Origin of the sequence: Chlorogloeopsis fritschii PCC 6912, assembly GCF_000317285.1 — a bacterium.
Classification (GTDB): Bacteria; Cyanobacteriota; Cyanobacteriia; order Cyanobacteriales; family Nostocaceae; genus Chlorogloeopsis; species Chlorogloeopsis fritschii.
Genome location: NZ_AJLN01000116.1, coordinates 667,000 through 692,604 on the forward strand (window position 1 = coordinate 667,000; position 25,605 = coordinate 692,604).

At 41.6% G+C, this 25,605-nt stretch carries 23 protein-coding genes; 11 read left to right on the forward strand and 12 right to left on the reverse strand.

Annotation, left to right across the window (positions count from 1 at the left end):
- Positions 1-1,632, forward strand: a complete 1,632-nt coding sequence (locus tag UYC_RS0126770; protein ID WP_016874213.1) for a DUF4335 domain-containing protein — start codon at positions 1-3, stop codon at positions 1,630-1,632.
- A 220-nt stretch (positions 1,633-1,852) separates the two neighbouring features.
- Here UYC_RS0126770 and UYC_RS0126780 read toward each other — a convergent pair whose 3' ends face one another.
- The 3 genes from UYC_RS0126780 to UYC_RS0126790 are packed head-to-tail and all read right to left on the reverse strand — an operon-like array spanning position 1,853 to position 2,950.
- Positions 1,853-2,314 carry a ferredoxin gene (locus UYC_RS0126780; protein ID WP_016874211.1) on the reverse strand — a complete coding sequence of 154 codons (462 nt, stop codon included), beginning with the start codon at positions 2,312-2,314 and terminating at the stop codon, positions 1,853-1,855.
- The gene (locus UYC_RS0126785) at positions 2,314-2,700 is read right to left on the reverse strand and encodes a DUF1257 domain-containing protein (protein ID WP_016874210.1); all 387 of its coding nucleotides are present in this window, start codon (positions 2,698-2,700) and stop codon (positions 2,314-2,316) included. The genes UYC_RS0126780 and UYC_RS0126785 overlap by 1 nt, the downstream gene beginning before the upstream one ends.
- Before the next feature lie 40 nt (positions 2,701-2,740).
- Positions 2,741-2,950, reverse strand: coding sequence for a DUF2997 domain-containing protein (locus UYC_RS0126790; protein WP_016874209.1), 210 nt, complete (start codon positions 2,948-2,950; stop codon positions 2,741-2,743).
- Between the two features lie 690 nt (positions 2,951-3,640).
- Between UYC_RS0126790 and bioU the strand changes: the two genes are divergently transcribed.
- Positions 3,641-4,663: a (S)-8-amino-7-oxononanoate synthase BioU gene (gene bioU / locus UYC_RS0126795; protein WP_016874208.1), complete on the forward strand. Its 1,023-nt coding sequence runs from the start codon at positions 3,641-3,643 to the stop codon at positions 4,661-4,663.
- A gap of 106 nt (positions 4,664-4,769) precedes the next feature.
- Here bioU and UYC_RS0126800 read toward each other — a convergent pair whose 3' ends face one another.
- The 8 genes from UYC_RS0126800 to UYC_RS0126835 all read right to left on the reverse strand — a co-directional run bounded on the left by UYC_RS0126800 (position 4,770) and on the right by UYC_RS0126835 (position 14,485).
- On the reverse strand, positions 4,770-6,161 hold the full coding sequence (locus UYC_RS0126800; protein ID WP_016874207.1) for an EH signature domain-containing protein: 1,392 nt from the start codon (positions 6,159-6,161) through the stop codon (positions 4,770-4,772).
- On the reverse strand, positions 6,154-6,810 hold the full coding sequence (locus UYC_RS0126805) for an OmpA/MotB family protein (protein ID WP_016874206.1): 657 nt from the start codon (positions 6,808-6,810) through the stop codon (positions 6,154-6,156). The genes UYC_RS0126800 and UYC_RS0126805 overlap by 8 nt, the downstream gene beginning before the upstream one ends.
- Position 6,811: 1 nt before the next feature.
- Entirely contained in the window at positions 6,812-8,749 is a 1,938-nt protein-coding gene (locus UYC_RS0126810) for a coiled-coil domain-containing protein (protein ID WP_016874205.1), read from the reverse strand.
- Positions 8,750-8,766: 17 nt separating this feature from the next.
- Complete coding sequence (locus UYC_RS0126815) at positions 8,767-9,126, reverse strand: hypothetical protein (RefSeq protein WP_016874204.1); 360 nt, start codon at positions 9,124-9,126, stop codon at positions 8,767-8,769.
- Between the two features lie 180 nt (positions 9,127-9,306).
- Positions 9,307-9,867 carry a hypothetical protein gene (locus UYC_RS0126820; RefSeq protein WP_016874203.1) on the reverse strand — a complete coding sequence of 187 codons (561 nt, stop codon included), beginning with the start codon at positions 9,865-9,867 and terminating at the stop codon, positions 9,307-9,309.
- A gap of 68 nt (positions 9,868-9,935) precedes the next feature.
- A complete protein-coding gene (locus UYC_RS0126825) occupies positions 9,936-11,150 on the reverse strand; it encodes a type II secretion system F family protein (protein WP_016874202.1) in 1,215 nt (404 codons plus the stop codon).
- A gap of 122 nt (positions 11,151-11,272) precedes the next feature.
- Complete coding sequence (locus UYC_RS0126830) at positions 11,273-12,400, reverse strand: type IV pilus twitching motility protein PilT (protein WP_016874201.1); 1,128 nt, start codon at positions 12,398-12,400, stop codon at positions 11,273-11,275.
- A gap of 72 nt (positions 12,401-12,472) precedes the next feature.
- Entirely contained in the window at positions 12,473-14,485 is a 2,013-nt protein-coding gene (locus UYC_RS0126835) for a GspE/PulE family protein (protein WP_016874200.1), read from the reverse strand.
- A gap of 613 nt (positions 14,486-15,098) precedes the next feature.
- On the opposite strand from UYC_RS0126835, the gene grpE reads away from it, so the two are divergent.
- From grpE to rsgA, 5 genes are all read left to right on the forward strand, one after another.
- Positions 15,099-15,836: a nucleotide exchange factor GrpE gene (gene grpE, locus UYC_RS0126840; RefSeq protein ID WP_016874199.1), complete on the forward strand. Its 738-nt coding sequence runs from the start codon at positions 15,099-15,101 to the stop codon at positions 15,834-15,836.
- A 271-nt stretch (positions 15,837-16,107) separates the two neighbouring features.
- Entirely contained in the window at positions 16,108-18,060 is a 1,953-nt protein-coding gene (dnaK, locus tag UYC_RS0126845) for a molecular chaperone DnaK (protein ID WP_016874198.1), read from the forward strand.
- 528 nt (positions 18,061-18,588) lie between these two features.
- On the forward strand, positions 18,589-19,719 hold the full coding sequence (gene dnaJ / locus UYC_RS0126850; protein WP_016879728.1) for a molecular chaperone DnaJ: 1,131 nt from the start codon (positions 18,589-18,591) through the stop codon (positions 19,717-19,719).
- On the forward strand, positions 19,716-19,970 hold the full coding sequence (locus UYC_RS0126855) for a sulfurtransferase TusA family protein (RefSeq protein WP_016874196.1): 255 nt from the start codon (positions 19,716-19,718) through the stop codon (positions 19,968-19,970). Before dnaJ ends, UYC_RS0126855 begins: the two co-directional genes overlap by 4 nt.
- Positions 19,970-21,115, forward strand: a complete 1,146-nt coding sequence (rsgA, locus tag UYC_RS0126860; protein ID WP_016874195.1) for a small ribosomal subunit biogenesis GTPase RsgA — start codon at positions 19,970-19,972, stop codon at positions 21,113-21,115. Before UYC_RS0126855 ends, rsgA begins: the two co-directional genes overlap by 1 nt.
- A gap of 409 nt (positions 21,116-21,524) precedes the next feature.
- On the opposite strand, the gene UYC_RS0126865 is transcribed toward rsgA, so the two are convergent.
- A complete protein-coding gene (locus tag UYC_RS0126865; protein WP_016874194.1) occupies positions 21,525-22,235 on the reverse strand; it encodes a hypothetical protein in 711 nt (236 codons plus the stop codon).
- Positions 22,236-22,588: 353 nt separating this feature from the next.
- Here UYC_RS0126865 and UYC_RS0126870 point away from each other — a divergent pair, with 353 nt between their 5' ends.
- From UYC_RS0126870 to UYC_RS0126885, 4 genes are all read left to right on the forward strand, one after another.
- On the forward strand, positions 22,589-24,178 hold the full coding sequence (locus UYC_RS0126870; protein ID WP_016874193.1) for a glycoside hydrolase family 57 protein: 1,590 nt from the start codon (positions 22,589-22,591) through the stop codon (positions 24,176-24,178).
- A gap of 63 nt (positions 24,179-24,241) precedes the next feature.
- Positions 24,242-24,448 carry a DUF6888 family protein gene (locus tag UYC_RS0126875; protein WP_016874192.1) on the forward strand — a complete coding sequence of 69 codons (207 nt, stop codon included), beginning with the start codon at positions 24,242-24,244 and terminating at the stop codon, positions 24,446-24,448.
- 4 nt (positions 24,449-24,452) lie between these two features.
- Positions 24,453-24,629, forward strand: coding sequence for a DUF6887 family protein (locus UYC_RS0126880; protein ID WP_016874191.1), 177 nt, complete (start codon positions 24,453-24,455; stop codon positions 24,627-24,629).
- A 420-nt stretch (positions 24,630-25,049) separates the two neighbouring features.
- The gene (locus UYC_RS0126885; RefSeq protein WP_016874190.1) at positions 25,050-25,559 is read left to right on the forward strand and encodes a pyridoxamine 5'-phosphate oxidase family protein; all 510 of its coding nucleotides are present in this window, start codon (positions 25,050-25,052) and stop codon (positions 25,557-25,559) included.
- Positions 25,560-25,605 lie beyond the last annotated feature (46 nt).

The following is a 25,605-nucleotide window of genomic DNA, read 5'->3' on the forward strand; positions in this document are numbered from 1 at the left end:
ATGCCTCTAACAAATTCTGTCATCCGTCGGTACACACCGCCTACTTGCACGCTAGAAGTATTGGCGCAAAGCTCACCTTTATCCCGTTGGGTAGGAAAATCAGTCTTAAAGCAGCTACGTTTTGAGCTACGCTTTGACGATCCACGATTGCCAGAAGAACAGAGAATTGTAATTCGGGGCGATCGCGAACAATTAGAAGCTTTGTGTGCAGCGGTAACAAACTACGTGCAGGAATTCCTTCAAATGCCTCCTGAGAAGTTTTGGGCAACTTTCTCAGGCTTCGATGACTCAAGCAAAGTATCTGATAACCCACAATTACAAGAACCTTTTCAATCTTCTCAAGCAATTCAAACTTTAGACACTTTTAATACTCAAATACCCGGTACTCAAATACCAGGAACAGAAATATATATAAAACCCAGTAGCCATTTAACTCACAATTTGTTTCTTGGTTCTTTAGGTTACCAGGTATCTACTCCTGTAATTCAACTTAGCCTACTGCAACTATTTGATTTAGCAACTGCCCTAGATGAATATTCTGCTGATGTCTTAGCACTACCAGTTCTCTACCAAAGAAAATCATCTTTTCCGATACCTGCTTGGGCATCTGTAGCAGCAGTGTTGGTACTGGGTGTGGGTCTGGTGCCCTTAGCTTTACAATACACTAGCAACAAGAAAGAACCGCAAACAGCCAAGCAACCTTCAGCAGCAGAAGAGAATATTGCCTTAGAACCTTCACCGTTACTGAATCCGCCAAATCCTACACCTGCACTTACCCCAGCAGATCAATTACCGTCGCTATCCTTTGGCTCTGGCTTGTCGATTCCTGGTTCTACTTTACCCCCAAATCCCCAAACACTTCCGCCAAGCCAGTCTGCCCTACCGCCAATATCTTCTAACCTCCCTTCAACTCCTTCATCATCTCCTCAAAACACTTTCCCATCAACCTCCCAATCACCTTCAGGTAGTGTATTCAACGTTCCACAAACGACAGCACAAAATCTTCCCAACTCTCAAGCCAAGAATACACCACAAACCCTTACAAAACCAGAAGCTGCCATTCAAGCCGATTCCCTGAAAAGTCAACAGGGAACTGTGTCTACTCCTACAGGTCAAAGATTACCTTCAACTTTACCTACCACTCCAGGCAACCCATCCTCCGGGGGTATCCAAGTTCCTCCTAATGTTGCCTCTATGCCTAATATTCCTACAGGCAGTGCTAATACCCAAACTAGCTCGCCAACCACACCAACTAACTCCTCAGTCTCAACTAATGATAGTTCCAAATTAGTTAACAGATTGAGGGCAAATCGCAACCCTCGTACAACTGTTGCCACTGGTACATTGTTTGACACAGCACAGGTGGCAGAAGCGAGAGAATTTCTAAGAAAACGTTGGCAACCACCTGGCTCATTAAAGCAAGCGCTAGAGTACAGTCTCATTGTCGGTGTTGACGGCACTATTGAACGCATCTTTCCTTTAGGAAAAGCTGCCAGAGAATATGTCGATCGCACGGGTATGCCTTTAATTGGTGAACCTTTTGTTTCTCCAAGTAGAAGCGGACAGGCGATGAGAATTCGAGCTGTTCTCAATCCTGATGGCAAAGTGCAAACTTTCCCGGAGCCTGAATAATTAGACTTCTCGCGACAATCAGGATCTAGGTTAACTACGACCCCAGATGGACACAGATTTTATCCGTGTCCATCTGTGTTTTTATGCAAAATCTCTCTAAAATCCTCTTGACTCCGTGTTCTCCGCGTTCTCTGCGGTTAATTACTCTGGAATTGTCTGATTTAAAAAAAGGACTGGTCATACCAGCCCTAAATTTTCAAATTATCTTGAAAATTAAAATTTAATAACGGGATTTCTTTTGTTTTGATTTAAGTTTTTTCCGCCGTCGCTGTGCAGCTGCAACTGCACCTTCTACCGGATACCCAACTACAGGTATTACCTGAAATTTACGTTCTTCTTCTAGCTTTTTCAGTTCGGTGTAGTCAACCCAGTGGATGCAATCAACCGGACAAGTGTCAATTGCTTCTTGAACTATATCCTCCGGATCGGCATCTTGGCGCAATACACGCGATCGCCCGTAATCTGGCTCAATGTAAAAAGTATTACGGGCAACAAAAGCACAATGTTTGCAACCAATACAGGTGATTTCATCAACATACACACCTTTTTGGCGCAACATACCCCCTAGTTCCGGCTCTAAACCAGAGCGTTCAGGGGCATCTCGCAAAAAACCGCCTAACTCTGGCTCCAAACCGGATCTGTTGTCTTCTTGTTCTTCCAGCGACGGCGAAAAATCAGACATTACGCACTCCAGCGCTGCACTACTAAGCGAATTGAACCATCTTGATTTTGCTGTTGTTCGGCAACTTGAAAGCCAGCACGGGTAGATTCTTTTACAACTGTGTTGTAAGCATATCGCTGTGTTACCTGACGCAAAAACCCTTCCACTGACAAGTCTTGTTGCCAATATTGCAAGTCAGCTACCAATTCGTATTCTTTGCCATTCCATTTAAAGCCTACGTCATAACCATTGTCTTGCTCAATGGTAATCTCTGCTGCATGGGTTTGACCGCGATAACCACGTACTTCCCGTGGCCCTTGCTTCCAGTCTATGCCTAAGTCTGTGAGAGCATCTTGCAAAGATTCAAGGTTACGAATTTGGGTTTTAATTTGGCTAAAGTGTGACATGGTGGTTGTGAATTAATGAAACTAAACTATGTTTGCAAACTTACCAATCGCTGAAAGCGCTTTGTGTATTCGCCACTCCAGATTGTTGCACCTTAGCGGCGAAAAATTCTGAGGTTGACTGTTGACTGAGCACTTGTCCTAGCTGTGCCTCTATTGCCGCTGTGACTTCAGCACACGAGGCACCCACAATGCCAGTGACTTTTTCTTGTACCCTACCATCTGGATAAATAATAAATTCTAATGTCTCCATGCTCTTGGCCAACCACAAATAGTTATGCTTAGACGGTACTGCTCTAGCAAAAAGCTACAAAAATAGCCAATAGGAACAGCGTTTTCCCTTAGCTACAAATTTGCCATTTGTTAACTAATGTTCCATCTCTCAAAATATATATCTCAAAAACTTTACAAAACTTATTGATTTAATTAGTCAATACATTTGTTATATGTAAGTTTCTCTTAACCTTATCGAGAAGTCAAGCTCAAAATTTAACAAAATCCTCAATGGCAAAAGACTGCGAAACCAGCAGCTACAGCCCTCAAAGAATTAGCTAGAGTGAGAAATGAGAATTTTTATTGAAAATATTTATCATTACTATTCAATTAATCTTATAAAATTAGCCACAAGCTTGAACTACATCTTAAATTTTTAACAATATCAAGGAACTTGCCAGAAATTAAGACAAAGGAGGACTTATGTCGAGAAGGTAGTGCAGTGCAACAACAGAATCTGGAAAGGAAATCACCCAAGATAATAAAATCTTGTCGAGGTTAGCTTTAGCTTGAGGTAGTCAGATTCTGTATCTTTCTGAAGTCACAAATTTAAGATTAATCAAGATGGCACTCTTGTGGCTTCGTTTACAATACTTTTTCTATAGACTTAGGCAAAGCAGGGGTTTTTCTAAAGTCAGGTTAGGCCTTTATTCAATTCAGCTAATTGACCATGAATGCAGAGCAAGTAATGGATTTCAGCAATTTTCCACAAGCGAAGCGTATCGGAGTACTAGGCTTTGGCGGGTTAGGGCAAGCCGCAGCCAAAGTACTTGCTCCCAAAAAAGAAATGATTTTAGTAACCGTGGCAGACAAAAAAGGTTACGCTTACTCTCCTGAGGGATTAAATGCCAAAGAGTGCATAGCCACTTATCATTCTCAAGGTTCGGTAGGCTACTTAGATATATTTGGTACTTTAACTAACTATAGTATTCAGGATTTAATCGAAAGCGGTCATCCTGTAGATGGCTATTTTTTAGCATTACCAAATCTACCGAATGATTTTATTGCCTCTGTAGCTCAACAGTTTATTAAATCCGGCTGGCGGGGGGTACTAGTTGATGCGATTAAACGCACCAGTGCGGTAGAACAGTTACTGAAAATGAAAGAAGAACTGCAAGCTGCCGGAATTACCTATATGACGGGATGCGGAGCAACGCCAGGATTGTTAACAGCAGCAGCAGCCTTGGCAGCGCAAAGCTACAGCGAAATTCATCAAGTGGAAATAACCTTTGGAGTAGGGATTGCTAACTGGGAGGCTTACCGCGCCACCATCCGCGAAGATATTGCCCATATGCCCGGTTACAGCACAGAAACTGCCAGAGCAATGACTGATGCAGAAGTAGAAGCACTTTTGGATCGAACTAATGGCGTGTTGACATTAGAAAATATGGAACACGCCGATGATGTGATGTTGGAATTAGCGGGAATTTGTCCGCGCGATCGCGTTACTGTTGGTGGTGTTGTCGATACTCGCAATCCCAAAAAACCCTTAAGCACTAACGTGAAGATTACAGGTCGTACCTTTGAGGGTAAAATTTCCACTCACACCTTCACATTAGGGGATGAAACTAGTATGGCAGCAAACGTGTGCGGCCCAGCCTTTGGCTATCTTAAAGCAGGTATAGGATTGCACCAACGCGGCATTTATGGAATATTCACTGCTGCTGAAATTATGCCCCAATTTGTGAGATAGGCTTGTAGTAAGCACTTTAGTGCTTAAAACTTTGAGGGCTTTAGCCCTCACTACAAACCTTTTAATTTGTTTAATAAATTACTATTCTCATTCTAGAGTTCTTTCATTAGCAGTAGCGTCTTGCTTCCTCCTCTAACCTTCTAATTTCGCTTTCCCAGTACCCAAGTTTCTTCCGTCGCTCTCCTAATTGATGTTCTGTAGGGGTTTGGGAAGGTTGTGTACCTGGGTTAGGATAAATTCTCCTCCTTGTTAGCCATTGACAACAATAGTATTGCCAAAGATAAGCATGATCGTGTGTGTCACCACCAAGACAACGAATTTGCTTAACAGATAGTTGATGTTGGTCGAAAAGTATTTGTTGATTTTTTAAGTTCTTGGGAAATAAACGAGTTTCACTACCCTTTCCACGAAAGAACTCTACCACAAACCACTCACCAAAATCGAAGATACAAATTTCTGTCGGGTTGCTACCATCATCTTTCAATATATCAACATCTCCTTTGATCTGATTTCCTACGGTATTGAATGTTTTTTGAGGAAGTAAAATGCGGATACGCTCAAAGCGATCGCTGTAAAATTTCCAAAATTCACTACGGCGTAATAGTTGATTTACTTCAAATTCCTCTAATTGAAGTCTTTGCAAAATCAAATTTACTAACTTTTTAAAATCAGTGTAATTAATTGCTCCTATCCACTCTCTGAGTTTTTGTCTTGCTTGTTCTGAGAGTATATGAATTTTTTCAGCGCTACTATAATTTTCTTTAAACCATGTAACTAATGGTGGATACTTACTCGCTACTTCCTTCGATACATGAATTAGCAAATAGTTCACGGCGTTGACTTGATACTCAAATAATGACATTTCATCCAAGCATCGTAATAGCCAGTTTACCTGTTGTTGGTTTGGATTAGTGAGAGAACAAAAATAGGGAACTATATCTTCAATAAAATTTTTAAATGCTGCAATCCAAACTGGTAAAGCATGACTAATTTCTGTAATTAGTTCATTGCAAGTAAAATTAAGTTCACAAGCTATTCTGCTGAGTTCTTTTCCTGGATTAGTAGTACTAAGTGACCGGACTATTTTTACAGTTAGTATATCTTTGATATTTTCAATACTCAAAAAGGCATGAAAAGACTCTACAAAAGAAGATGCTAGACTGTTTTGATTTTGGTCATTATAATAAAGAGCTAAACGCCATAATAGTTGACGTTGTAACCATAAATTTTTAGCAGCATATCTCCAGATTAGTTCTGATGTTTTTCTACTAATTAAAGTATTTTTACTATCCCAACCTGTTTTCCCGTAAATGCAATAAACCCATTCTAGTTCACTGATTTTTTCTTCCTTTCCTTCTTGAACTTTTTTCAAAATTTCATCAACAGTCTTTACAGAAATTTCTACTTTGGGTAATTGAGTAGTAAATTCAAGTAATTTGTTTGGGTAGGGATAGACCGATAGAGAATCAGTAGAAGGTGTAAAAAAATTATCATTCATTAATTTTCTCCTGAGATTTCTTTAAATATGATTTATTAGATAGCTCATCGCTACGAAATTGCAGACGAAATAATACTTTGCGGTCAGCAGGGTTATCGCGAGTTTTATCAGCTTCAATTTCTCCCCTTCCTGCTGCTAAAATTTTCTGACTTAAAGATGCTTGAGTAGGAAAATTCATATCATAAAATATAAACTTATATACTGATGAAGCTCGAAGAACACTCAATTCCATATTCGTTTTATCATCTCCCTCGGAACTAGTATGTCCTTCGATCACAACACGAGAAACTTCGTTTTCTATTTCTGGTTTAGAGAAAATTACTCGACTATACACAGGGATAAAACGACGGAGAAATTCTTTTCCTTTTGGTTTAAGTTCTGTGCTACCTTGAGCAAAGAGGATTGATTCTTGAATGCTAATATCTCCAGTTTCTGGGTTAACTTTGACATTAATGTTATTGCTTTTCATTTCTCCAATTACATTACCAATAACTACTCGTTTAGGCTCGTCAATCTGAGCAAGAGCAGTAATAAAGAGAAGCACAAAAAACATTAATAATCCAGACATTAAATCACCGATTGAAAGATATATACTTGCATCATCATCTTCGGTATTGTCTGGTTCACAGTCCCATATAAAGTTTTGCATTTTAATGATTTCCGTTGAAGTGATTACGGTTATCAGTGGCTTTGACTAGAACATCAGCAGAATGATATAAATTTTGACAAACTTGAGTGATTGCAGTATCTGCTTCACTAAAGAAATGAGTATGTGTTTTTTCAAAATGCTCTTTCCAGTCGTTTAATGAATTTTTAAAAGTATGAGATAATGCCCGATACTCACTTTGTATATCTCTAACTTGAGTTGCAATTTCACGAGCAATTTCTTGTAATTGTATAAGTCGTTGACTTGAATTTAGTCCAATAGCGTTTGCAAATTCGCCTACTTCTCTAGTAGTACGACGAATCAAATTCATATCTTCATTGGCTTGATTAGATAATTCTCTTCTACGCTGGTATTCTTCTTGGAAAACACTATCTAGATGGTTTACCACTCCTGATAAACCATCTCTTTGTTGTCCTAGTGTTTCCTCTAAAAGATTATTTTGGTGTGCAAAAAAGTTTTGTAAATTTACTTGATATTCTTTGCGGAATGATGTTAAATCTTCCTGGACAGTCTGACGACAAGCTGTAAGAGTGTGGTCAATATTTCCTAAAGCATCAAGTAAATTATCTCTAGCACTAGTCATCAAAGAAGATGCTTGATTTCCAGTAGTTTCTAAAACACTATTTTGCTCACGAAAAGTTCGATGGGCTTCAGAAAGAATATTAATCATTCCAGTACGGGTAGCTTGTAGCATCTGTTGTTCTACTACTGCTCGTTGTTGCAGTGCTTGTTCTAACTCTTCTCTAATTCCTCGAAATGTTGCAGCAGCATTTTCAGCACTTTCTTGAAATGCGGTTCTTTGTGCTGTCATTCCTTGAATACTTTGATTGACTGCACGATTTATTTCTACTGCTGTTTGTTCTAAAACACCTCTTGTATCTGTTTGAAATTGGCTGAGAGTGAGACTTAAGTCGTTAGCGAATTCTTGGAGTTGAGTTAATGTTTGTTCTTGAAAACTCTGAATTGTAGTGATAGATGTTCCCAAATCTCGATGAAGAGTCAGGACTGCTTCAGATGCTTGCTGTGTTAATTCAGCGCTTCTATCAAGCCTATCTGCTATTGGTTCTAATACCTGAGTTCGTAAATCCTGAATGAGGTTCTCTAAAACTCTCTGTCCTTGATTTTCTTGTAATTTTCTTAGCCTTTGTTGCTCTTTAAATATTGCTTCTAGTCCTGGTAATATTTTTTTGCCAACAGCCTCCCCAATTAATTCTGGACTTAGTTGTTGTAGTCCAGATAAATTTTTAGCAAGACTATTTAAATTATTAGCAACCTGTTGAAAACTATTTGATTCTTGATTTACTGCTGTTTCCTGAATAGTTATATTATCTAATTTTTCACGCAGGCTATCACGTTGATTTTGTCTGATAAAATCACTTATAAATAAAACCAACGTAAAAGCACTACCAGAACCAAGACCCATTAATGATGTAGAAAAAGCTGTTTGCATTCCTGCGATTAATTGCTTAATAGCAGGCATTAACTGCTCCATACTTCTGGTATCTAAATTAACATCTTGTAGTCCTTGCTGAATACCATAAAAAGTACCCAAAACACCAATAGCAGTACAAAGAGTAGTAACAAAACGTAGAGAGCTACGGGGTACAGGACGAGATAAAATAGCTGGATATTTAATTAATAAATATTTATTATTTCTCTTTCTCTGTTCAATTCTATTCTGTTGATCAGTTCCTATATGCTCATTCAACCAACGAAGAAGCTTATCACTTGGAGGATTGGAATTTTTACCCTTTAGCCATTTATTCAAGATATTGATTGCAGTTTGAGTTGTACGAAACTTCAAGCAATAACGAAACACGCTATATAACTCAACACAAATTGCCAATATTAATACTACGGCTGTTGCATAGTGAAAAGGAGTGTCATCCCAAATAATGTCCCAAATTTCGAGGATATCCATACAGCACCCTTTATGATTTAGATTGATTGTTTAGTAAATTTACGTAGTTCTTGCTCTGTGAGAAATTCTTTTGCTACTCTGAAAGGGAGATGTTCAGCATATAAACGATCGCCTACCTCCTCCCTTAGTTGCAAACTGTAAATTTCCTCACCTACTTTATTAGATTCTTCCTTATCTTTGACTAGATAAACTTTGTCAGGAGCATATTCTTTCAGTAAACGTACCTGTAAACAGGTTTTTAAATCTCGTGTCGAAGTAGAGAGAGTAGAATCTTCACCAAATAATTCTCGTGCAGCTTTCCAACCATGATTAACTGCAATAATTTCTCTCACCAACTGTTCAATAGATGTCTTGAAAAGATGTTCAATCTTATCCATTAGTACGTTGTTTTCATGCTTTGTTTCTATAGTTTTATATTTCCCTTAAAAGTATTAAATATAACTTTTATAGTTGTCATATTTGATAGATGAAAAATTAAAAAACACAGATCCCCGACTTCTCACCAGAAGTCGGGGATTTTGTATTCACGAATGATTTAGGACTGCTATATCTCTCTACTAACAATCCCTAGTCCCTAGCCCCTCTTCTTTACTTCTGTCTTCATCAAACATCGATTCTGGGGCTTGAATTACAAATGGTAAATCGGCTCCTACCAAACCTCTTTGAATGCGTTCTGCTGTCTCTGGAAAAACCACAAACAAAGGATATACAGTACTAGTTCCCTCACTCAAAATATGCTTGTAGCGGAAGGGCATCAGCCATTCATAGCTTTTGTCTAGCCAAACTTGTGTTTGTCGCCAGCGCCCTAATAAATCAGAAAAATCTTCGTTGGGACGATGAATAAAAATAATAATTTCAGATCCGGTTTTAATTTTCCACTCTGGATCGCAAGTCAAAATAGCTAAATCGCAAGGTAAGCAAATAGCTTCTGCTGCGTTTTTTACGTCTTGGCGTAGGCGAACTATTGGCAGTGGAATAGTGATAATACTTTCATCAGGACGACGCAGACTGGGAATCATCTCCAGGTATGGGCGGTACTGCTTTAATAGAGCGATCGCGCTGAGATTATTACTATATTCTGCTAAACAAGCTTCATAATTAAATTTTTGCACAGGCATTATCTTAAGAAGGATGAAGTGTAAAGGGTGAAGGATGAAATCTGAAAAATTTCAGCCTTCATCTGTTATTAGCCCAATTTCTCGAAGACTTTAAACATAGGCAGGTACATTGCGAGCAAAATCGTACCAACCATCCCCCCTAAAACCACAATCATTAGTGGTTCCAAAACACTGGTGAGGGCTTTTACTGCTTGCTCTACTTCATCTTCATAGAAATCAGCAACTTTCATTAACATCCCATCTATTTCTCCAGTTTCTTCCCCAATACTGATCATCTGAATAGCCATGGGGGGAAAAACCTTATCTTTTTGTAATGCCAAACTAATCATGCCTCCTTGTTGAATATCTGAACGGGCTGCTTCTATTGCGTTAGCAACTACCTGGTTTCCAGAAGTATCCCGCACAATTTCTAAGGAAGTGAGAATTGGAACACCTGAACGAGTCAAGGCACCAAAGGTGCGGCTAAAGCGAGCAACCGATGATTTTTGGATCAAATCTCCAAATAAAGGCATCTTCAGGGAAAGACGATCAATAGTTTCCTTACCTACGCGAGTTTGATAGTACTTTTTATAGGCAATTCCCGCTCCGATGAAAATACCAATGATTATTAAAACTCGCCAACTTCGCAAAAATTCACTACAAGTCAGCAAGAATTGCGTTAAGGCTGGTAATTCAGTACCTAGTTCTTTGAAAATATTGGCAAATATGGGAATTAGAAAAACTGTCATCCCAAGAAAGATTGCAGTTGCTAAAAAACCCACCACAACTGGATAAGCCAGCGCTGATTTAATTTGGTTTTGCAATCGGGCAATATCTTCTAATAACTTGGATAAGCGATTTAGTACTTCATCCAAAACACCACCAACTTCGCCAGCCTGAATCATGCTGACATACAAATTATCAAAACAATCAGGATGCTTGCGCATTGCCTCTGAAAGGTTTACCCCATTTTGGACTTCGCCACTAATATCTAAAAGGGCTTGTTTCAGTTTAGGATTGCTACATTGTTCAGACAGTACACCCAAACTTCTGACTATTGCAACTCCTGCATTTACCAAAGCAGCAAATTGACGAGAAAAAACTGCTTTATCTTTAACGGAAACCTTCGTTAACGACATCTGAATTTTTTTCAGATCGAAGCTTCCTTTAGAAGTTTTCAAATCTTGAACAATAAAACCCTGTTGCCTAAGAGTAGTGCGTGCTTGCGCTAAAGTTTCCGCAACAATTGTTTCAGTTTTTGATTTTCCTTGTGAATCTCGAACACGAGCAACGAATGTAGGCATGAATTTAACTCTTTACGTGAGAAGTTTATAATTATTAGTTGTTTATTTCTCAATTTTTTATGTTTAGTTGTTTGGAAATTCATAGCAAAAACCAAACAACAAATTATCAACAAAAGTCATTTTTAGTGTGCTTTAACAGTAGCAGCAACACCAGGTTTTCCAGCAGCAGATGGTGGGGCAGAACCGATCAGACGTTGTACTTCATCTGGCTTAGAAGTTTTAGCTATTGCTGCTTCAAATGAGATAGTTCCCTGCTTGTACAAATCGGCTAGAACTTTTTCTAAGGTTTGCATTCCCAACTTACCGCCTGTTTGAATAGCTGAATAAATTTGGGCGGTTTTCCCTTCACGAATCAAGTTAGAAATAGCAGGAGTAACTATCATAATCTCCTGTGCCATTACCCTACCAAACTCACCTGGTTTGGGGTTTTTCTTGGAGATTAAAGTTTGACTAAATACGGCTACAAGTGAATTAGATAACTGCACCCGGATCTGAGTTTGTCTATCCGCAGGGAAAACGTCAATGATTCTGTCAACAGTTTGCGCGGCTGAACTAGTGTGCAAAGTTCCAAATACTAAATGTCCAGTTTCAGCAGCGGAAATTGCCAGAGAAATAGTTTCTAAATCTCGCATTTCCCCAATTAGGACAATGTCTGGATCTTCTCGTAAAGCAGCTCTCAAAGCATTGGCAAAACTCTTGGTATCTTCATTCAACTGCCGTTGGTGTACAAGACTTTTAATTGGTTCGTAAACAAACTCAATTGGATCTTCTATTGTTAAGATATGTTCTGCTCGCGTGCGGTTAATTAAATCGATAATTGCTGCTAGGGTAGTTGTCTTTCCAGAACCCGTAGGCCCTGTAACCAAAATTAATCCTCTGGGTTTGTCTGCCATTTCCCGCACTACATCTGGCAAACCTAATTTATCAAAGTTGGGAATTTTAGAACTTAACGCCCGCAAGCAAGCCGCGTAGGTACCGCGCTCTTTGTAAACATTGACGCGAAAACGTGCTAATCCCTTCACACCATAGGAGCAATCTAACTCCCAGTTCTGCTCTAATGTCTTCCTTTGGGAGTTATTTAACATACTAAAAATCAGCCTTTGGCATTGATCCCCAGACAATGGTTCTTCACCAATGGGAGTGAGTTTGCCACTAATACGAAAATAAGGAGGTAAGCCAGCGGATAAATGCATATCCGAACCTCCCATTTCAATCATCTGCTCCATTAAATCTTCAATCATCATTTCCATAGTTATGCTCCTTTTGTTAGTTGTTAATTGTTAATTGTTAATTGCTATTAGCTATCAACCATTAACTATTGACTAATCTTGAAATCGAGGCGTCATACAGTAAGGACAATCCATCCACTCTGGTTGCAATCCAGCATTACAAGTCCGGCAGGTAAGGCTTGTCTTGCGTTTGGCTTTCAACTCAGCTTCTAAACCTGTATCGGTGAAAGTTACCCGTTCTACTTCTTCTAAGGTGGTTGTGCCTTGGCGCACTAAGTCTAAACTGTACGCCAGCAAAGTTTTCATTCCTTCTTCTACTGCTACTTCTTTGATGCGTTCTGTTGGTGCTTCTTCATTAATGAGGGTTTGCAGGTTTTCAGTAATTCGCATTACCTCGTAGACACCACTACGTCCTTTGTAGCCAACACCGTTACAAGTAGAGCAAAGATGCCCTTTGGCTTTTGCTTCTTGCAGTTGCTCTCCAGTTAGAGTGTTAGCTTTGTAGAAGGTGACTCCCACTTCTTGGGAGGCTGATAAACCATAGCGAGCCAGTTCATCTACTGTGGGAGTATAAGGAATGCGACAATCGGGGCACACACGGCGCATCAAACGTTGTGCTAAAACACCGATTAGCGAACTGGAAACCATGAAAGGTTCAATGCCCATTTCTCCTAAACGGGCGATCGCACCAGGAGCATCATTGGTGTGTAAGGTAGTTAATACTAAGTGACCTGTTAATGCTGCTTCAATCGCTGTTTTTGCTGTTTCTTTATCCCGCGTTTCACCCACCAGCAGCACATCCGGATCTTGCCGCAAGAAAGCTCGCAATGCAGTGGCAAAATCTAATCCTTTTTCCCGAATTACCTGCACCTGAGTAATCCCCGGCAAGCTGTATTCGATGGGATCTTCAACGGTACTGATATTAATTCCAGGGCTATTTTTTTCTGCTAGTGCCGAATACAAAGAAGTTGTTTTACCAGATCCGGTCGGCCCTGTGACTAAAATTAGTCCAAAGGGACGGCTAACCATTTCTTGGACAATTTGCAATGTCTCTGGATCGGTAATTAATTTATCCAAACCAAGTTGCGTTGCAGAATTATCTAAAATCCGCAGACAAACTTTTTCGCCGTAGCGACTAGGTAAGGTATTGACACGAAAGTCTACTTTACGTCCTTCAAACAGACGGCGGATACGTCCATCTTGGGGTAGACGCCGTTCGGCAATATCTAAGTTGGAGATAATCTTAAATCGAGCTGTCACAGCCGGAATGATTTTTTTGGGCAGAGGATCGAATGCCTCGCGCAATACTCCATCCTTGCGAAAGCGAATACGTAAGTTTTCTTCTTGTGGTTCGACGTGAATATCAGAAACCTTTTCATGCAGTGCTTTTGCCAGGATTCTATTGACCAAATTAATCACCGGGGCATCTTCGGCACCTTTCATTGCCGCTCCCAAATCAGCATCAGCTTCTTCAGGAGCATCATTGACATCTAGATTTTCTAGATTTTCTAAATCCTGATTAATGTCTGTATATTTTTCTTGTTCCAAGTGCTTTTGCCGAATAGCCAAATCATCCAAGTATTGGTTGATTAGCTGTTGGTAATCTTCCTGAGCAATTACCATCCGCTGTAAGACTAAGCCTTGGGGGCGCAAGATGCGATTGAGATCGTCTGATGCTTCTAGATTATCTGGATCGACCATCGCCACCAAAACTGAAGGTGGGTTTTGGTCTTCATTTTTTGCCAGTGGTACTAAGCGATGACGGCGACAGATATCTGCTGGAATGAGAGCATCAATGAGATTGGCGATCGTTGTGTTACCTACAGGACTAACTTCCGGATCGAGGGATTCAACACCGTAAAGTATTTTAAGTTCAAATAATTGCTGCTTTTTGTGCTGTCTGAGTAACTCTGGTGATAGTTGTCGCCCTGATATCGATTCCAGTACCTCTGTCAACGGTCTACCAGACTTGCGACTTTCCATTAACGCTTGTTTCATCTGTTCGCTATCGACGAAGCCAGATGCGACAAGTTTATTGCCAAAGGGTGAAAACTCTGTTCTGGTAGTGAGAGCGGTACTGCGCCGTTGTGGTGACGAGTAAGTCATAAATTAGCTATAGCGGAAACCTTTAATCAGAGTATTCCCAAGCTGAAAGCGAGAATTTACATTTCTACTTAATAAAATCGAGTCAAAAATTTTTGGTTTGCTAACAGTGTTTTGTAGATGAGCTTGTTATCAAACCGATAATTTACGTGTTTTCACTAGAAGTTAATGATTAAATTTTTAGAATTAATCAAGCTCAAGTAGTGAGAAATATTACTTATAATGCAGGAGATGAAATTTTGGAGTTTAAAGGCTTTGATTTTTAGCCCCTGCCTGAGGAACTTTTGCCCGCCTAAATCTCAATCAGCAACTGATATCTCAGAAATTAAATTTTGGCGATCGTGCTGGAAGGTAGTTTGAAGAGCGCGGTTGGCTCCCCAATTTCTTGATCGCCAGTCACTAGTCCCTAATCTCCTTTGCTGTGTGCACGCTTACGCTCACCATTTGTCACAATAGAGGACGGTGACATCACTTCCAGGACAAAAGACCCAATTGTTGCCCATTAATCAAGGGAATCAAGCGGCAGAACATCTGGCCGTTTTTTGTACCATGTGTTTAATGGCTACAATCTAGGGCGAAAATTGCTGTATCAAGCATCTGGGATGAGTACATAATGATGGACGAAGATAAATATTTAAACAATACGAGCCAGCAATTTGGTGAAGCAACAGAGGTTAAGCAAGCAATGAATAGTGACTCCCCAGCTCCAACCAACGTCAACGAACCTGGCAATGAGGCAACAGAGACAGCAGCTAACGTATCTGAAGATACAGTTGTGCCAACTCAAGACAATGGGGTTGCTGCCACTGAGGCAGCTACAGTTGACACAGCAGCGTTAGCACAAATGAGCCAACAAATAGAGTCTCTCAAAGCCCAGCTAGAAGAACGTAGCAACCAATATATGCGGATTGCGGCAGATTTTGAAAATTACCGCAAACGCATGGTTAAAGAAAAAGAAGACCTAGAAGCGCAGGTAAAACGGAACACAATTACTGAGTTACTACCAGTAGTTGATAATTTTGAACGGGCGCGATCGCAAATCAAACCCCAAAACGATGGGGAGATGGGAATTCACAAAAGTTATCAGGGTGTCTACAAACTACTAGTAGATTGCCTGAAGCGCTTGGGTGTGTCACCGATGCGTCCTGAAGGTCAACCATTCGATCCCAACCTACATGAAGCAGTAATGCGGGAACCTACGGATGAACATCCTGAAGGAACAGTGTTAGAAGAGTTAATACGCGGATATTACTTGGGCGATCGCGTGCTGCGCCATTCAATGGTAAAAGTGGCTGCTCCAAAGGAAGATATGCCATCTTCAGAGGAAAATCAGTCTCCTCCAGCAAATAGTTAAATAGTCGTCCTTTGTCATTTGTCATTTGTAACAAATAGTAACTATTAATCAATGACCAATGACCGCTGACTAACTAGGCGAGCATCGCATCCCAAAACCTACATAAGGTAGTCCGCACCACAGCACACCCGAAGTTTTGCAGATCTCCTGATGGGATCTAGTACTGGTTAGCGGCAAGACAGTTTCAGCAAGCAAATGCATCTAGTGAAACTGTCTTCCGTGAACCTGTAAAACTTTGAGGAGTGAAAACTCAGCAAAAATACCGATTCACATGGGAAAAGTTATTGGGATCGACTTAGGCACTACCAACAGTTGCGTGGCAATTTTAGAAGGTGGTCAACCAATCGTCATTGCTAATTCAGAAGGCGGACGAACTACTCCTAGTATTGTAGGTTTTGGCAAAGGCGGTGAACGCTTAGTCGGGCCACTGGCAAAGCGCCAAGCCGTAACCAATGCGGAGAATACAGTCTACAGTATCAAACGATTTATTGGTCGTCGCTGGGAGGACACTCAAGCAGAACGCGATCGCGTTCCTTATCAATGTGTCAAAGGTCGAGACGATACCGTTGATGTCCAAATTCGCGGACGCAACTACACACCACAAGAAATTTCCGCGATGATCCTGCAAAAATTAAAGCAGGATGCAGAAAACTTTCTAGGAGAATCGGTAACTCAAGCAGTGATCACCGTGCCTGCTTATTTTACGGATGCTCAAAGACAAGCAACAAAAGACGCTGGCACCATTGCCGGGCTAGAAGTACTGCGGATTATTAACGAACCAACTTCTGCGGCTTTAGCCTTTGGCTTAGATAAACAAGACCAAGAACAGACAATCCTAGTATTTGACTTGGGAGGAGGTACTTTTGACGTCTCCATCTTGCAACTTGGGGATGGTGTGTTTGAAGTAAAAGCAACTAGCGGTAACAATCACTTGGGAGGAGATGATTTTGATAACTCTATCGTCCGGTGGATGATAGATAACTTCTTGCAAGAAGAGAATATCGACCTTTCGGTTGACAAGATGGCTTTACAACGCCTGCGGGAAGCAGCAGAAAAAGCAAAGATTGAACTCTCCACGATGTTGAGTACTTCAATTAATTTGCCATTTATCACCGCTAACGAAACAGGCCCCAAACATTTAGAAATAGAACTTACCCGTGCCAAATTTGAAGAACTGTCCAGCAATTTAATTGAAGCTACCATCGAACCGATGGCTCAGGCGCTTAAAGACGCAGACCTGAAACCACAAGATATTGATCGCATTATTTTAGTGGGTGGTTCTACTCGTATTCCTGCCGTTCAAAATGCCTTAAGCAAATTTTTCAATGGTAAAACTCCCGATCGCTCGATTAATCCCGATGAAGCAGTGGCATTAGGGGCGGCAATTCAAGCTGGGGTACTCGGTGGTGAAGTCGATAATCTTCTGTTGTTGGATGTTACGCCCTTGTCATTGGGCATTGAAACTTTAGGAGAAGTTTTCACCAAAATTATCGAACGCAATACCACAATCCCGACTAGCAAATCTCAAATTTTTTCCACAGCCGTGGATGGGCAAATCTCAGTCGAAATTCACGTCCTCCAAGGTGAACGGGCAATGGCACGGGATAACAAAAGTTTGGGTAAATTTCTGCTTGCGGGAATTCCCCCAGCTCCCCGTGGCGTACCGCAGATAGAAGTCAGTTTTGAAATTGATGTTAACGGCATTCTCAAGGTTTCAGCCCAAGACAGAGGTACAGGTAGAGAGCAGAGCATTCGGATTACCAACACAGGAGGTTTGAGTACCAATGAAGTGGAAAGAATGCGGCAAGAAGCTGAAATCTATGCCGAAGAAGACAAAAAACGTATAGAAATGGTAGCACTCAAAAACCAAGCGGATAATTTGTTACATAGTTATGAATCAACGTTAAAAGATAATGGCAATGTAATCGGCGAGCAGATGAAAGTCTTGGCAGATGAAAAGCTCGTAAGATTGAAAGCAGCAATGGCTAACTCTGGTATTTCCACAACGGAGTTCAAACAGTGCTTGGATGACTTCCAGCAAAGTTTGTTTACTATTGGTGCTGAAGTTTACAACCGTGTTAGTCAAACCGATGAAAATTTCTCTGGGGATCATTCCTTAACTTCAGAGTCAAACGAAACTTTCAGTGGAACACTTACACCACAATTCAATTTTGATTTTGAGCAGGAGAGCACACTACAGGCTGATTATGAAGCGATAGACTAAAGGTGTAAAGAATGTAGACGCATGATAAACGCGCATAGTGCGGCTTCTTGCCGAGAACGATCAAGGCTCAAGAATGAAAAAATGAAGGAATCAAAAAATTTTCTCCTTCAGGCTTCATCCTCAGCCTTATTTTTCCTTGCCAGAAGTTGAATAATCCAGCTACATTGGTTCAAGACAAGGATACACTTCCAAGCTCATGGAGGGTTTTCCACACCTAAAAGTGCGGCTAGCCTCTCTATCTGAGGAGGGAAGTTTTCCCGTAATAAGTAGCACAATTGTAAAAGAGACAGCTTCAGGTCAAGACTCTTGTCGTTTTTAATTCAGAGAAAAACCTGTTGCTAGTGATTTGCTGGTGATTTTTGTAAAAGGTAAAAGGTAAAATTAACTATTAAGAAAATTTAACTACTGCCTTCTGCCTTCCCGATTTTCTGAACGGTGACAGCAGCACCCTTAGGGGAAAATGCTGTTGCGTCTTGTGAGTTCTCCCTGCATAGCCGCTTTCTACCTTTTAACTTTCACCTTTGCTGTATGGCCCGCGACTACTACGAAATTCTGGGTGTCTCTCGTGACGCCGATAAAGAAGAAATCAAACAAGCCTATCGCCGTTTAGCCCGGAAGTATCACCCAGATGTGAACAAAGAACCGGGCGCTGAGGAGCGATTCAAGGAAATTAACCGCGCTTATGAGGTACTCTCAGAACCAGAAACCCGCGCTCGTTACGATCGATTTGGCCCAGATGGTGTATCAGGTGCCGGAGTAGGCTTTCAAGATATTGGCGACATGGGTGGTTTTGCCGATATTTTTGAAAGCATCTTTAGTGGTTTTGCCGGTGGCATGGGCACTCAAGCGCAAAGACGGCGCAGTGGCCCGGTTAGAGGCGACGATCTGCGCTTAGATCTAAAACTAGATTTTCGGGAAGCAGTATTTGGTGGTGAAAAAGAAATTCGCATTTCGCATTTAGAGACTTGTGAAGTTTGTAGTGGCTCTGGTGCCAAACCAGGAACAAGACCACGCACCTGTTCTACTTGTGGTGGTTCTGGTCAAGTACGCCGTGTTACCAGAACGCCTTTTGGCAGTTTCACTCAAGTCTCTACCTGTCCCACCTGTAATGGTACGGGTACTGTAATTGAAGATAAATGCGACGCTTGCGATGGTAAGGGGGCAAATCAAGTCACCAAGAAACTTAAAATTACCATTCCTGCTGGTGTAGACAACGGTACTCGCTTGCGGATTTCCTCAGAAGGAGACGCTGGGCAGCGCGGAGGGCCACCTGGAGATTTGTACGTCTACTTATTCGTTAATGAAGACTCAGAATTCCAGCGGGATGGTATTAATGTTCTCTCGGAAATCAAAATCAGCTACCTTCAGGCGATTCTCGGTTCTCGTTTAGAGGTGAATACAGTGGATGGGCCTGTGGAATTGTTAATTCCACCGGGTACCCAGCCGAATACGGTCATGAAGCTCGAAAATCGTGGAGTACCGCGCTTGGGTAATCCTGTAAGTCGAGGCGATCACTTGATTACAGTGTTAATTGATATTCCCACCAAGATACTACCTGAGGAACGAGAACTTTTGGAAAAACTAGCTAAAATAAGAGGCGATCGCACTGGTAAAGGCGGTATAGAAGGTTTTTTAGGTAATTTGTTCCACCAACGATGAGTGTATCTTCCCTTTCATCCCCTGATGCTCAACTTGACTTACGCGGCACTCCCTGTCCGATGAATTTCGTGCGCACAAAACTGCGTTTACAGCAAATGCAGCCTGGGAGTTTGTTAGAAGTCTGGTTAGATCCTGGTGAACCGATTGAGCAAGTTCCTGATAGCTTGACCATGGCAGGCTATCTGGTGGAACAGATTACAGACTGCACGGGCTATTTTTCTTTGTTTGTACGCTGTCCTGTAACTGAGTAATGACAGCGGAAGCATTACCAAACACTCAGCAGTTATTAGGTACGGTATTAGCCGTGCAGGCTAATTATTATCGAGTCCAGTTGGATTTAGGAGTAGAAGAATGGGAGAGGAGAACAAAAGGAGTTGAGGGAACTGAGGAAGTTATGGGAGTAAGTTCTTCTCCACCTTCCCCATCCTCCCATCCTCCCCTCCTCTTATGCACTCGCCGCACTCGCCTCAAAAAAATTGGACAACAGGTGATGGTAGGCGATCGCGTGGTGGTAGAAGAACCAGATTGGGCTGGTGGTAGAGGCGCGATTGCTGAAGTTTTACCTCGCAAAAATCAATTGGATCGACCGGCGATCGCTAATGTGGATCAAATTCTTTTAGTATTTGCAGTCGCCGATCCGCCTTTAGAACCTTACCAACTTAGCCGCTTTCTAATTAAGGCTGAGTCTACGGGTTTACACGTAGTTTTATGTTTAAATAAAAGCGATTTAATTACATCAGAACAACAAGCAGAAATTAATCAGCGCTTGATTGCTTGGGGTTATCAGCCAAGATTTATTAGCGTTTATGAAGGTATAAATATTGATGATTTAGCTGAATCACTCAAACAGCAAACTACTGTGCTTGCTGGGCCTTCAGGAGTTGGCAAGTCTAGTTTAATCAATGCTTTGATTCCTAATGTCAACCTGCGAGTGGGTGAAATTTCTGGTAAACTAGCTCGCGGTCGTCACACTACTCGCCACGTCGAATTATTTGAATTGCCAAAAGGTGGATTTTTAGCAGATACGCCTGGATTTAATCAGCCTGATTTGGATTGTACTCCTGAAGAATTAGCAAGTTATTTCCCAGAGATTAGAGAGAGATTAGCTATTGCTAGCTGTCGATTTAGTGATTGTTTGCATCGTAATGAGCCTGGCTGTGTAGTACAGGGGAATTGGGAGCGTTATCAGCATTATTTGGAGTTTTTAGAAGAAGCGATCGCACGTCAAACTCAATTAAACCAACAAGCCGATCCTGAGTCTACGGTAAAGGCAAAAACGATTAAGCAGGGTCAAACTCAGTACGAACCGAAGCTAGAAAGTAAGAAATATCGCCGTGCGTCACGACGGACACAGTTACAAGAACTGGAGCAGTTGTATGAAGACAGCGAGGAATGATATTAGACTTATGGCATAAATTTTTACCTCACGCAGAGGAGCCAGTGCGTTGGGGAGGCAGCGCGGTGGTGAGGCAGCGCGTTGGGCGGCTACCCTCCGGGAAGCCGCTTCGCGTCTAGTGCCGACTTGAAGCGACTGCCGTAGACGCGGAGCGGCTTCTGCAAGTAAGGATTTCCCGGCATAAAGGAGCCAGTGCGTTGCGGAGAGAAGTCTGTAGACGCCGGAGGCGGCTTCCCGTAAGGGTGCGGCGGCTTCCGCCGTTAGCGCAAGCTCCTCGCGGAGCGAGGCTCAGAACTTCGGAGGGTTCTCCCCCGTTGTAGCACCTGGCATCGGGTTAAGAGCGTTGTAGCAACTGGCGTCGCGCACCAGGCGCAGAGAAAGAGTTAAAAATTGAGACTTTTGCAAGATGCTATTTAGATATTCCTGGTAGATTTCTGAGGGAAGAAGGCAGTGATACACGTCTATCTAACTTGGTGACGACATCTTTGACAGAAATTGAAGGCTCTTTGTCAGTCATATGCATCACGGCTGTAAATGCTCCAAAGCTTTGCCGACGAAAACCGATGACGTCAAAATTTACTGGTAGTTGTTCTATCTTTGCTCCGATTGAAAACCCTGAAGATGCATTAGCTAGATGATTAAATTCAGGGCGTTTTTTGTAGTTCATAAATTTGACTACCTGAAGCGATCGCAGCCCTGGTTCTAATTTTTTGATTTCTTTCTCAAATTCTGGTTTCTGCACCTGCTTAAGGGCAGCATCAAATTGAGCTTGTTGTCTTTGACTAGTCAGAGTTCCCGTAAAGCCCATCACGAGTTCCATCTTTTCTGGCTCGATAAAAGCGAAGAAGTGATTGAGTGGCAGATTATCTTTGGCGATCGCTTGCTTGAGAGGTTCTAGTTGAGTGGCTATTGCCGTCTTAAGTTGCGGTGGTAATTCCTTAAAACCAGGTGGCAAATCTTTGAGTGTGAGTGCAGCTGCGTGGATGGTGGTTTTTGCTTCTAAATTTGGTGAAGTTGGACTTTTTGGCGTATCAGTGGAGGGAACTGCCAGAACTACTGGAGTTGCAACAAAAACAGTGCCCGTGAAGATAGAAAAAAGAAAAGTAACTTGCTTTTTCACTCGTGATAACTTCCTTGATTGGGGAAACAATTATCAAGATTAAGTAGAAGTCAGATGGCAGAAGGCTGTTTACGCCTGCTTTATAGAAGTTGCTATTTTACATTATTTCCAAAATAGTAAATCACGGGAAAATTCCACAACCAAGCATGGAGTTCTCTTTCCCTGTACCCTGTCACCTGTCACCTATCCCCTGTCCCCTATTTCCAAGATAGTTTTAATTTTTGGTGTGGAGTCATAGCCATTGTAAAGAGTTGGCTAAAGCCTGATACGATCCCCAGAAGGTCTTAAAATATTGTTAACTTCTGCCAAACTCCCGTCCTTACAATTTATCTACGTACCACCCCGGAATCATTATGGCTATCGGCTACGTCGCGCTAGTACTCCATGCACATCTGCCCTTCGTCCGTCATCCAGAAAGTGACTATGTGCTGGAGGAAGAATGGCTTTATGAAGCTATTACTGAAACTTACATTCCCTTACTGCGAGTTTTTGAAGGGTTAAAGCGAGACGGTATCGACTTTAAGATCACCATGAGCATGACACCACCTCTAGTGTCAATGCTACGCGATCCTCTGCTGCAAGAACGCTATGATGCCCATTTGGCTAAACTTGAAGAACTTGCCGAGCTAGAAGTTGAGCACAATGCCCATAATGGTCATATCCGCTATTTGGCCGAACATTATGCTGCTGAGTTCAATGCCACACGAGAAGTTTGGGAACGTTACAAAGGTGACTTGGTAACAGCTTTTAAGAATTTCCAAGACACAAATAACCTCGAAATTATCACATGTGGTGCTACCCACGGCTATTTACCTTTAATGAAAATGTATCCCCAAGCCGTGTGGGCACAACTTAAGGTAGCCTACGAACATTATGAGGAAACTTTTGGTTGTCCGCCCAGGGGTATTTGGTTGCCCGAATGTGCCTACTATGAAGGCTTAGAGCGGATGCTGGCAGATGTCGGGCTGCGCTACTTCCTAGTTGATGGACACGGTATTCTCTACGCTCGTCCCCGCCCTCGCTTTGGCAGCTATGCCCCAATTTTTACAGAAACTGGTGTGGCTGCTTTTGGACGCGATCATGAATCCTCTCAGCAGGTATGGTCTTCTGAAGTAGGTTATCCTGGTGCGGCAGAATACCGCGAGTTTTATAAAGACTTGGGCTGGGAAGCTGAATACGAGTATATCAAGCCCTACATCATGCCCAATGGTCAACGTAAGAATACGGGCATCAAATATCATAAAATTACTGGTCGCGGTTTAGGTCTTGGAGATAAAGCACTCTACGATCCCTACTGGGCAAGAGAAAAGACTGCCGAACACGCTGCTAATTTTATGTATAACCGGGAACGGCAAGTTGAACACCTTTACCACATCATGCAGCGTCCGCCAATTGTGGTGTCACCCTACGATGCCGAATTATTTGGGCATTGGTGGTATGAAGGCCCCTGGTTTATTGATTACCTGTTCCGCAAGTCATGGTATGACCAGCAAACATACCAAATGACGCATTTAGCTGATTATTTACGAGTACAACCAACTCAGCAAGTTTGCCGTCCTTCTCAATCGAGTTGGGGTTATAAGGGTTTCCATGAGTATTGGTTGAATGATACAAATGCGTGGATATACCCACATTTGCACAAAGCTGCCGAACGAATGATTGAACTCTCTTCTAGGGAACCTGTGGATGAGTTGGAGTGGAAAGCACTCAATCAGGCAGCACGAGAGTTACTTTTGGCACAATCTTCTGACTGGGCTTTTATTATGCGAACGGGAACGATGGTACCCTACGCAGTTAGAAGAACGCGATCGCACTTGATGCGGTTTAATAAGCTTTACGAAGACATTAATATCGGCAAAATCGATAGCGGTTGGCTCGAAAAAGTTGAGTTGATGGACAATATCTTCCCCAATATCAACTATCGCGTTTACCGTCCGTTGTAGAAAGCGCACGTAAAGGCGTAAAGAGTGGTAGGGTGGGCATTGCTCACCCTATATTATTAAGTAGTGAGGAGAAGAATTATTTTACCAACAATAGAACAAGCCTTCGCTTGCGTCCGGGTTTGTCAAATGCTATCTAACCTGTATAAGGATATTAAACTATTTCGATTTGATGACAAAACTGGAGAAGTTTACATCCTAGCTGGGGATGATATTCAAGTTATTGTTTACCCTAATGGAGAATGGGAGTTTCTCAATGACCCCGAATTATGAACAAATGAGCTTTACAGAACTAAGAGCTTATGTCATCGAAAACCGTGATGATATCGAAGCTCTACGTTTTCTTATGAGCAAACGCGATCCTAATTCTCCAAAGTATCCTGCGCCGATGACCGATGCAGAAATGCAAGAACAGATGGAAATTATTAGGCGTAAGATTCGAGGAGAATTATAATGTTTTTAGCCAAAGATGCGAGTTATCCTATCTTTTAAAATCAAACCTGGAGAGCAATGAAATAAATTGCTTTAGTTGCGCTAAGAATATTGAAATTATAAGCGCTGGAATATTTGCAAGTTTTTCCGATATCTTCCTTTTTAACTATATCTATAAGCATAGATGCACGTAGATAATTTTGTCTGTGTGCATTTAATTTATTGTTAAAAAACTAAGCGGTTTTCGATATTTTTGACAAAACTACAGTGATTTACTTGAAAACCTAACTATAGACTCAGGATATTTGCTAGGCAGAACGTTAGTGTGAGGGAAAGAATAATCAGTGCTACTTATGGGTGCGAGGTGAATTGCAGTTCGCATCCTCCTTTGAGTTGCCATTGAAATTTATTCCAATAGCAAACCAAAATAGGATGACTATTTATGACTAACTCTCATGCAAATAACAGCGAAAACCTGAAGAAGTTGCGAGATCTGATTAAAGATATCGACTATGCCATGTTGACGACTGTTAATGAGGATGGAACATTACATAGCCGTCCGATGGCTACCAATCGCGAAGTCGAATTTGATGGCGATGTCTGGTTTTTCACTTATGCTAGTTCCTATAAGGTAGTTGAAATTAATCGCAACCATCAAGTTAATGTCAGTTATGCTGCACCTAATAAACAGTGTTACGTCTCTTTATCCGGTACAGCCGAATTGGTACGCGATCGCCAAAAGTTAGAACAAATGTGGCAACCACAACTCAAGGCTTGGTTTCCTAAAGGCTTAGACGAGCCTGATATTGCTTTACTTAAGGTGAACGTAGAAAAAGCTGAATATTGGGATTCACCTTCAAGCATAGTAGCGAACACGATTAGCTTAGTTAAGGGAGCTATGACTGGCAAACCTGCTGATGTCAGCAAGCATGAAAAACTAGAGTTGAAATAAGCCTTTCGCCTACAAATGAAAAACCCGGTTTCTTTGGCTTGTGAAA

Coding starts and splice junctions, on each gene's coding strand:
- UYC_RS0126885 (WP_016874190.1), top strand. CDS start 25,050: ATGACTAACTCTCATGCAAATAACAGCGAAAACCTGAAGAAGTTGCGA.
- UYC_RS0126805 (WP_016874206.1), bottom strand. CDS start 6,810: ATGCAAAACTTTATATGGGACTGTGAACCAGACAATACCGAAGATGAT.
- rsgA (WP_016874195.1), top strand. CDS start 19,970: ATGACAGCGGAAGCATTACCAAACACTCAGCAGTTATTAGGTACGGTA.
- UYC_RS0126785 (WP_016874210.1), bottom strand. CDS start 2,700: ATGTCACACTTTAGCCAAATTAAAACCCAAATTCGTAACCTTGAATCT.
- UYC_RS0126770 (WP_016874213.1), top strand. CDS start 1: ATGCCTCTAACAAATTCTGTCATCCGTCGGTACACACCGCCTACTTGC.
- UYC_RS0126800 (WP_016874207.1), bottom strand. CDS start 6,161: ATGAATGATAATTTTTTTACACCTTCTACTGATTCTCTATCGGTCTAT.
- UYC_RS0126790 (WP_016874209.1), bottom strand. CDS start 2,950: ATGGAGACATTAGAATTTATTATTTATCCAGATGGTAGGGTACAAGAA.
- UYC_RS0126880 (WP_016874191.1), top strand. CDS start 24,453: ATGAGCTTTACAGAACTAAGAGCTTATGTCATCGAAAACCGTGATGAT.
- dnaK (WP_016874198.1), top strand. CDS start 16,108: ATGGGAAAAGTTATTGGGATCGACTTAGGCACTACCAACAGTTGCGTG.
- UYC_RS0126870 (WP_016874193.1), top strand. CDS start 22,589: ATGGCTATCGGCTACGTCGCGCTAGTACTCCATGCACATCTGCCCTTC.
- UYC_RS0126780 (WP_016874211.1), bottom strand. CDS start 2,314: ATGTCTGATTTTTCGCCGTCGCTGGAAGAACAAGAAGACAACAGATCC.
- UYC_RS0126820 (WP_016874203.1), bottom strand. CDS start 9,867: ATGCCTGTGCAAAAATTTAATTATGAAGCTTGTTTAGCAGAATATAGT.
- UYC_RS0126830 (WP_016874201.1), bottom strand. CDS start 12,400: ATGGAAATGATGATTGAAGATTTAATGGAGCAGATGATTGAAATGGGA.
- UYC_RS0126825 (WP_016874202.1), bottom strand. CDS start 11,150: ATGCCTACATTCGTTGCTCGTGTTCGAGATTCACAAGGAAAATCAAAA.
- UYC_RS0126835 (WP_016874200.1), bottom strand. CDS start 14,485: ATGACTTACTCGTCACCACAACGGCGCAGTACCGCTCTCACTACCAGA.
- UYC_RS0126815 (WP_016874204.1), bottom strand. CDS start 9,126: ATGGATAAGATTGAACATCTTTTCAAGACATCTATTGAACAGTTGGTG.
- grpE (WP_016874199.1), top strand. CDS start 15,099: ATGGACGAAGATAAATATTTAAACAATACGAGCCAGCAATTTGGTGAA.
- bioU (WP_016874208.1), top strand. CDS start 3,641: ATGAATGCAGAGCAAGTAATGGATTTCAGCAATTTTCCACAAGCGAAG.
- dnaJ (WP_016879728.1), top strand. CDS start 18,589: ATGGCCCGCGACTACTACGAAATTCTGGGTGTCTCTCGTGACGCCGAT.
- UYC_RS0126810 (WP_016874205.1), bottom strand. CDS start 8,749: ATGGATATCCTCGAAATTTGGGACATTATTTGGGATGACACTCCTTTT.
- UYC_RS0126855 (WP_016874196.1), top strand. CDS start 19,716: ATGAGTGTATCTTCCCTTTCATCCCCTGATGCTCAACTTGACTTACGC.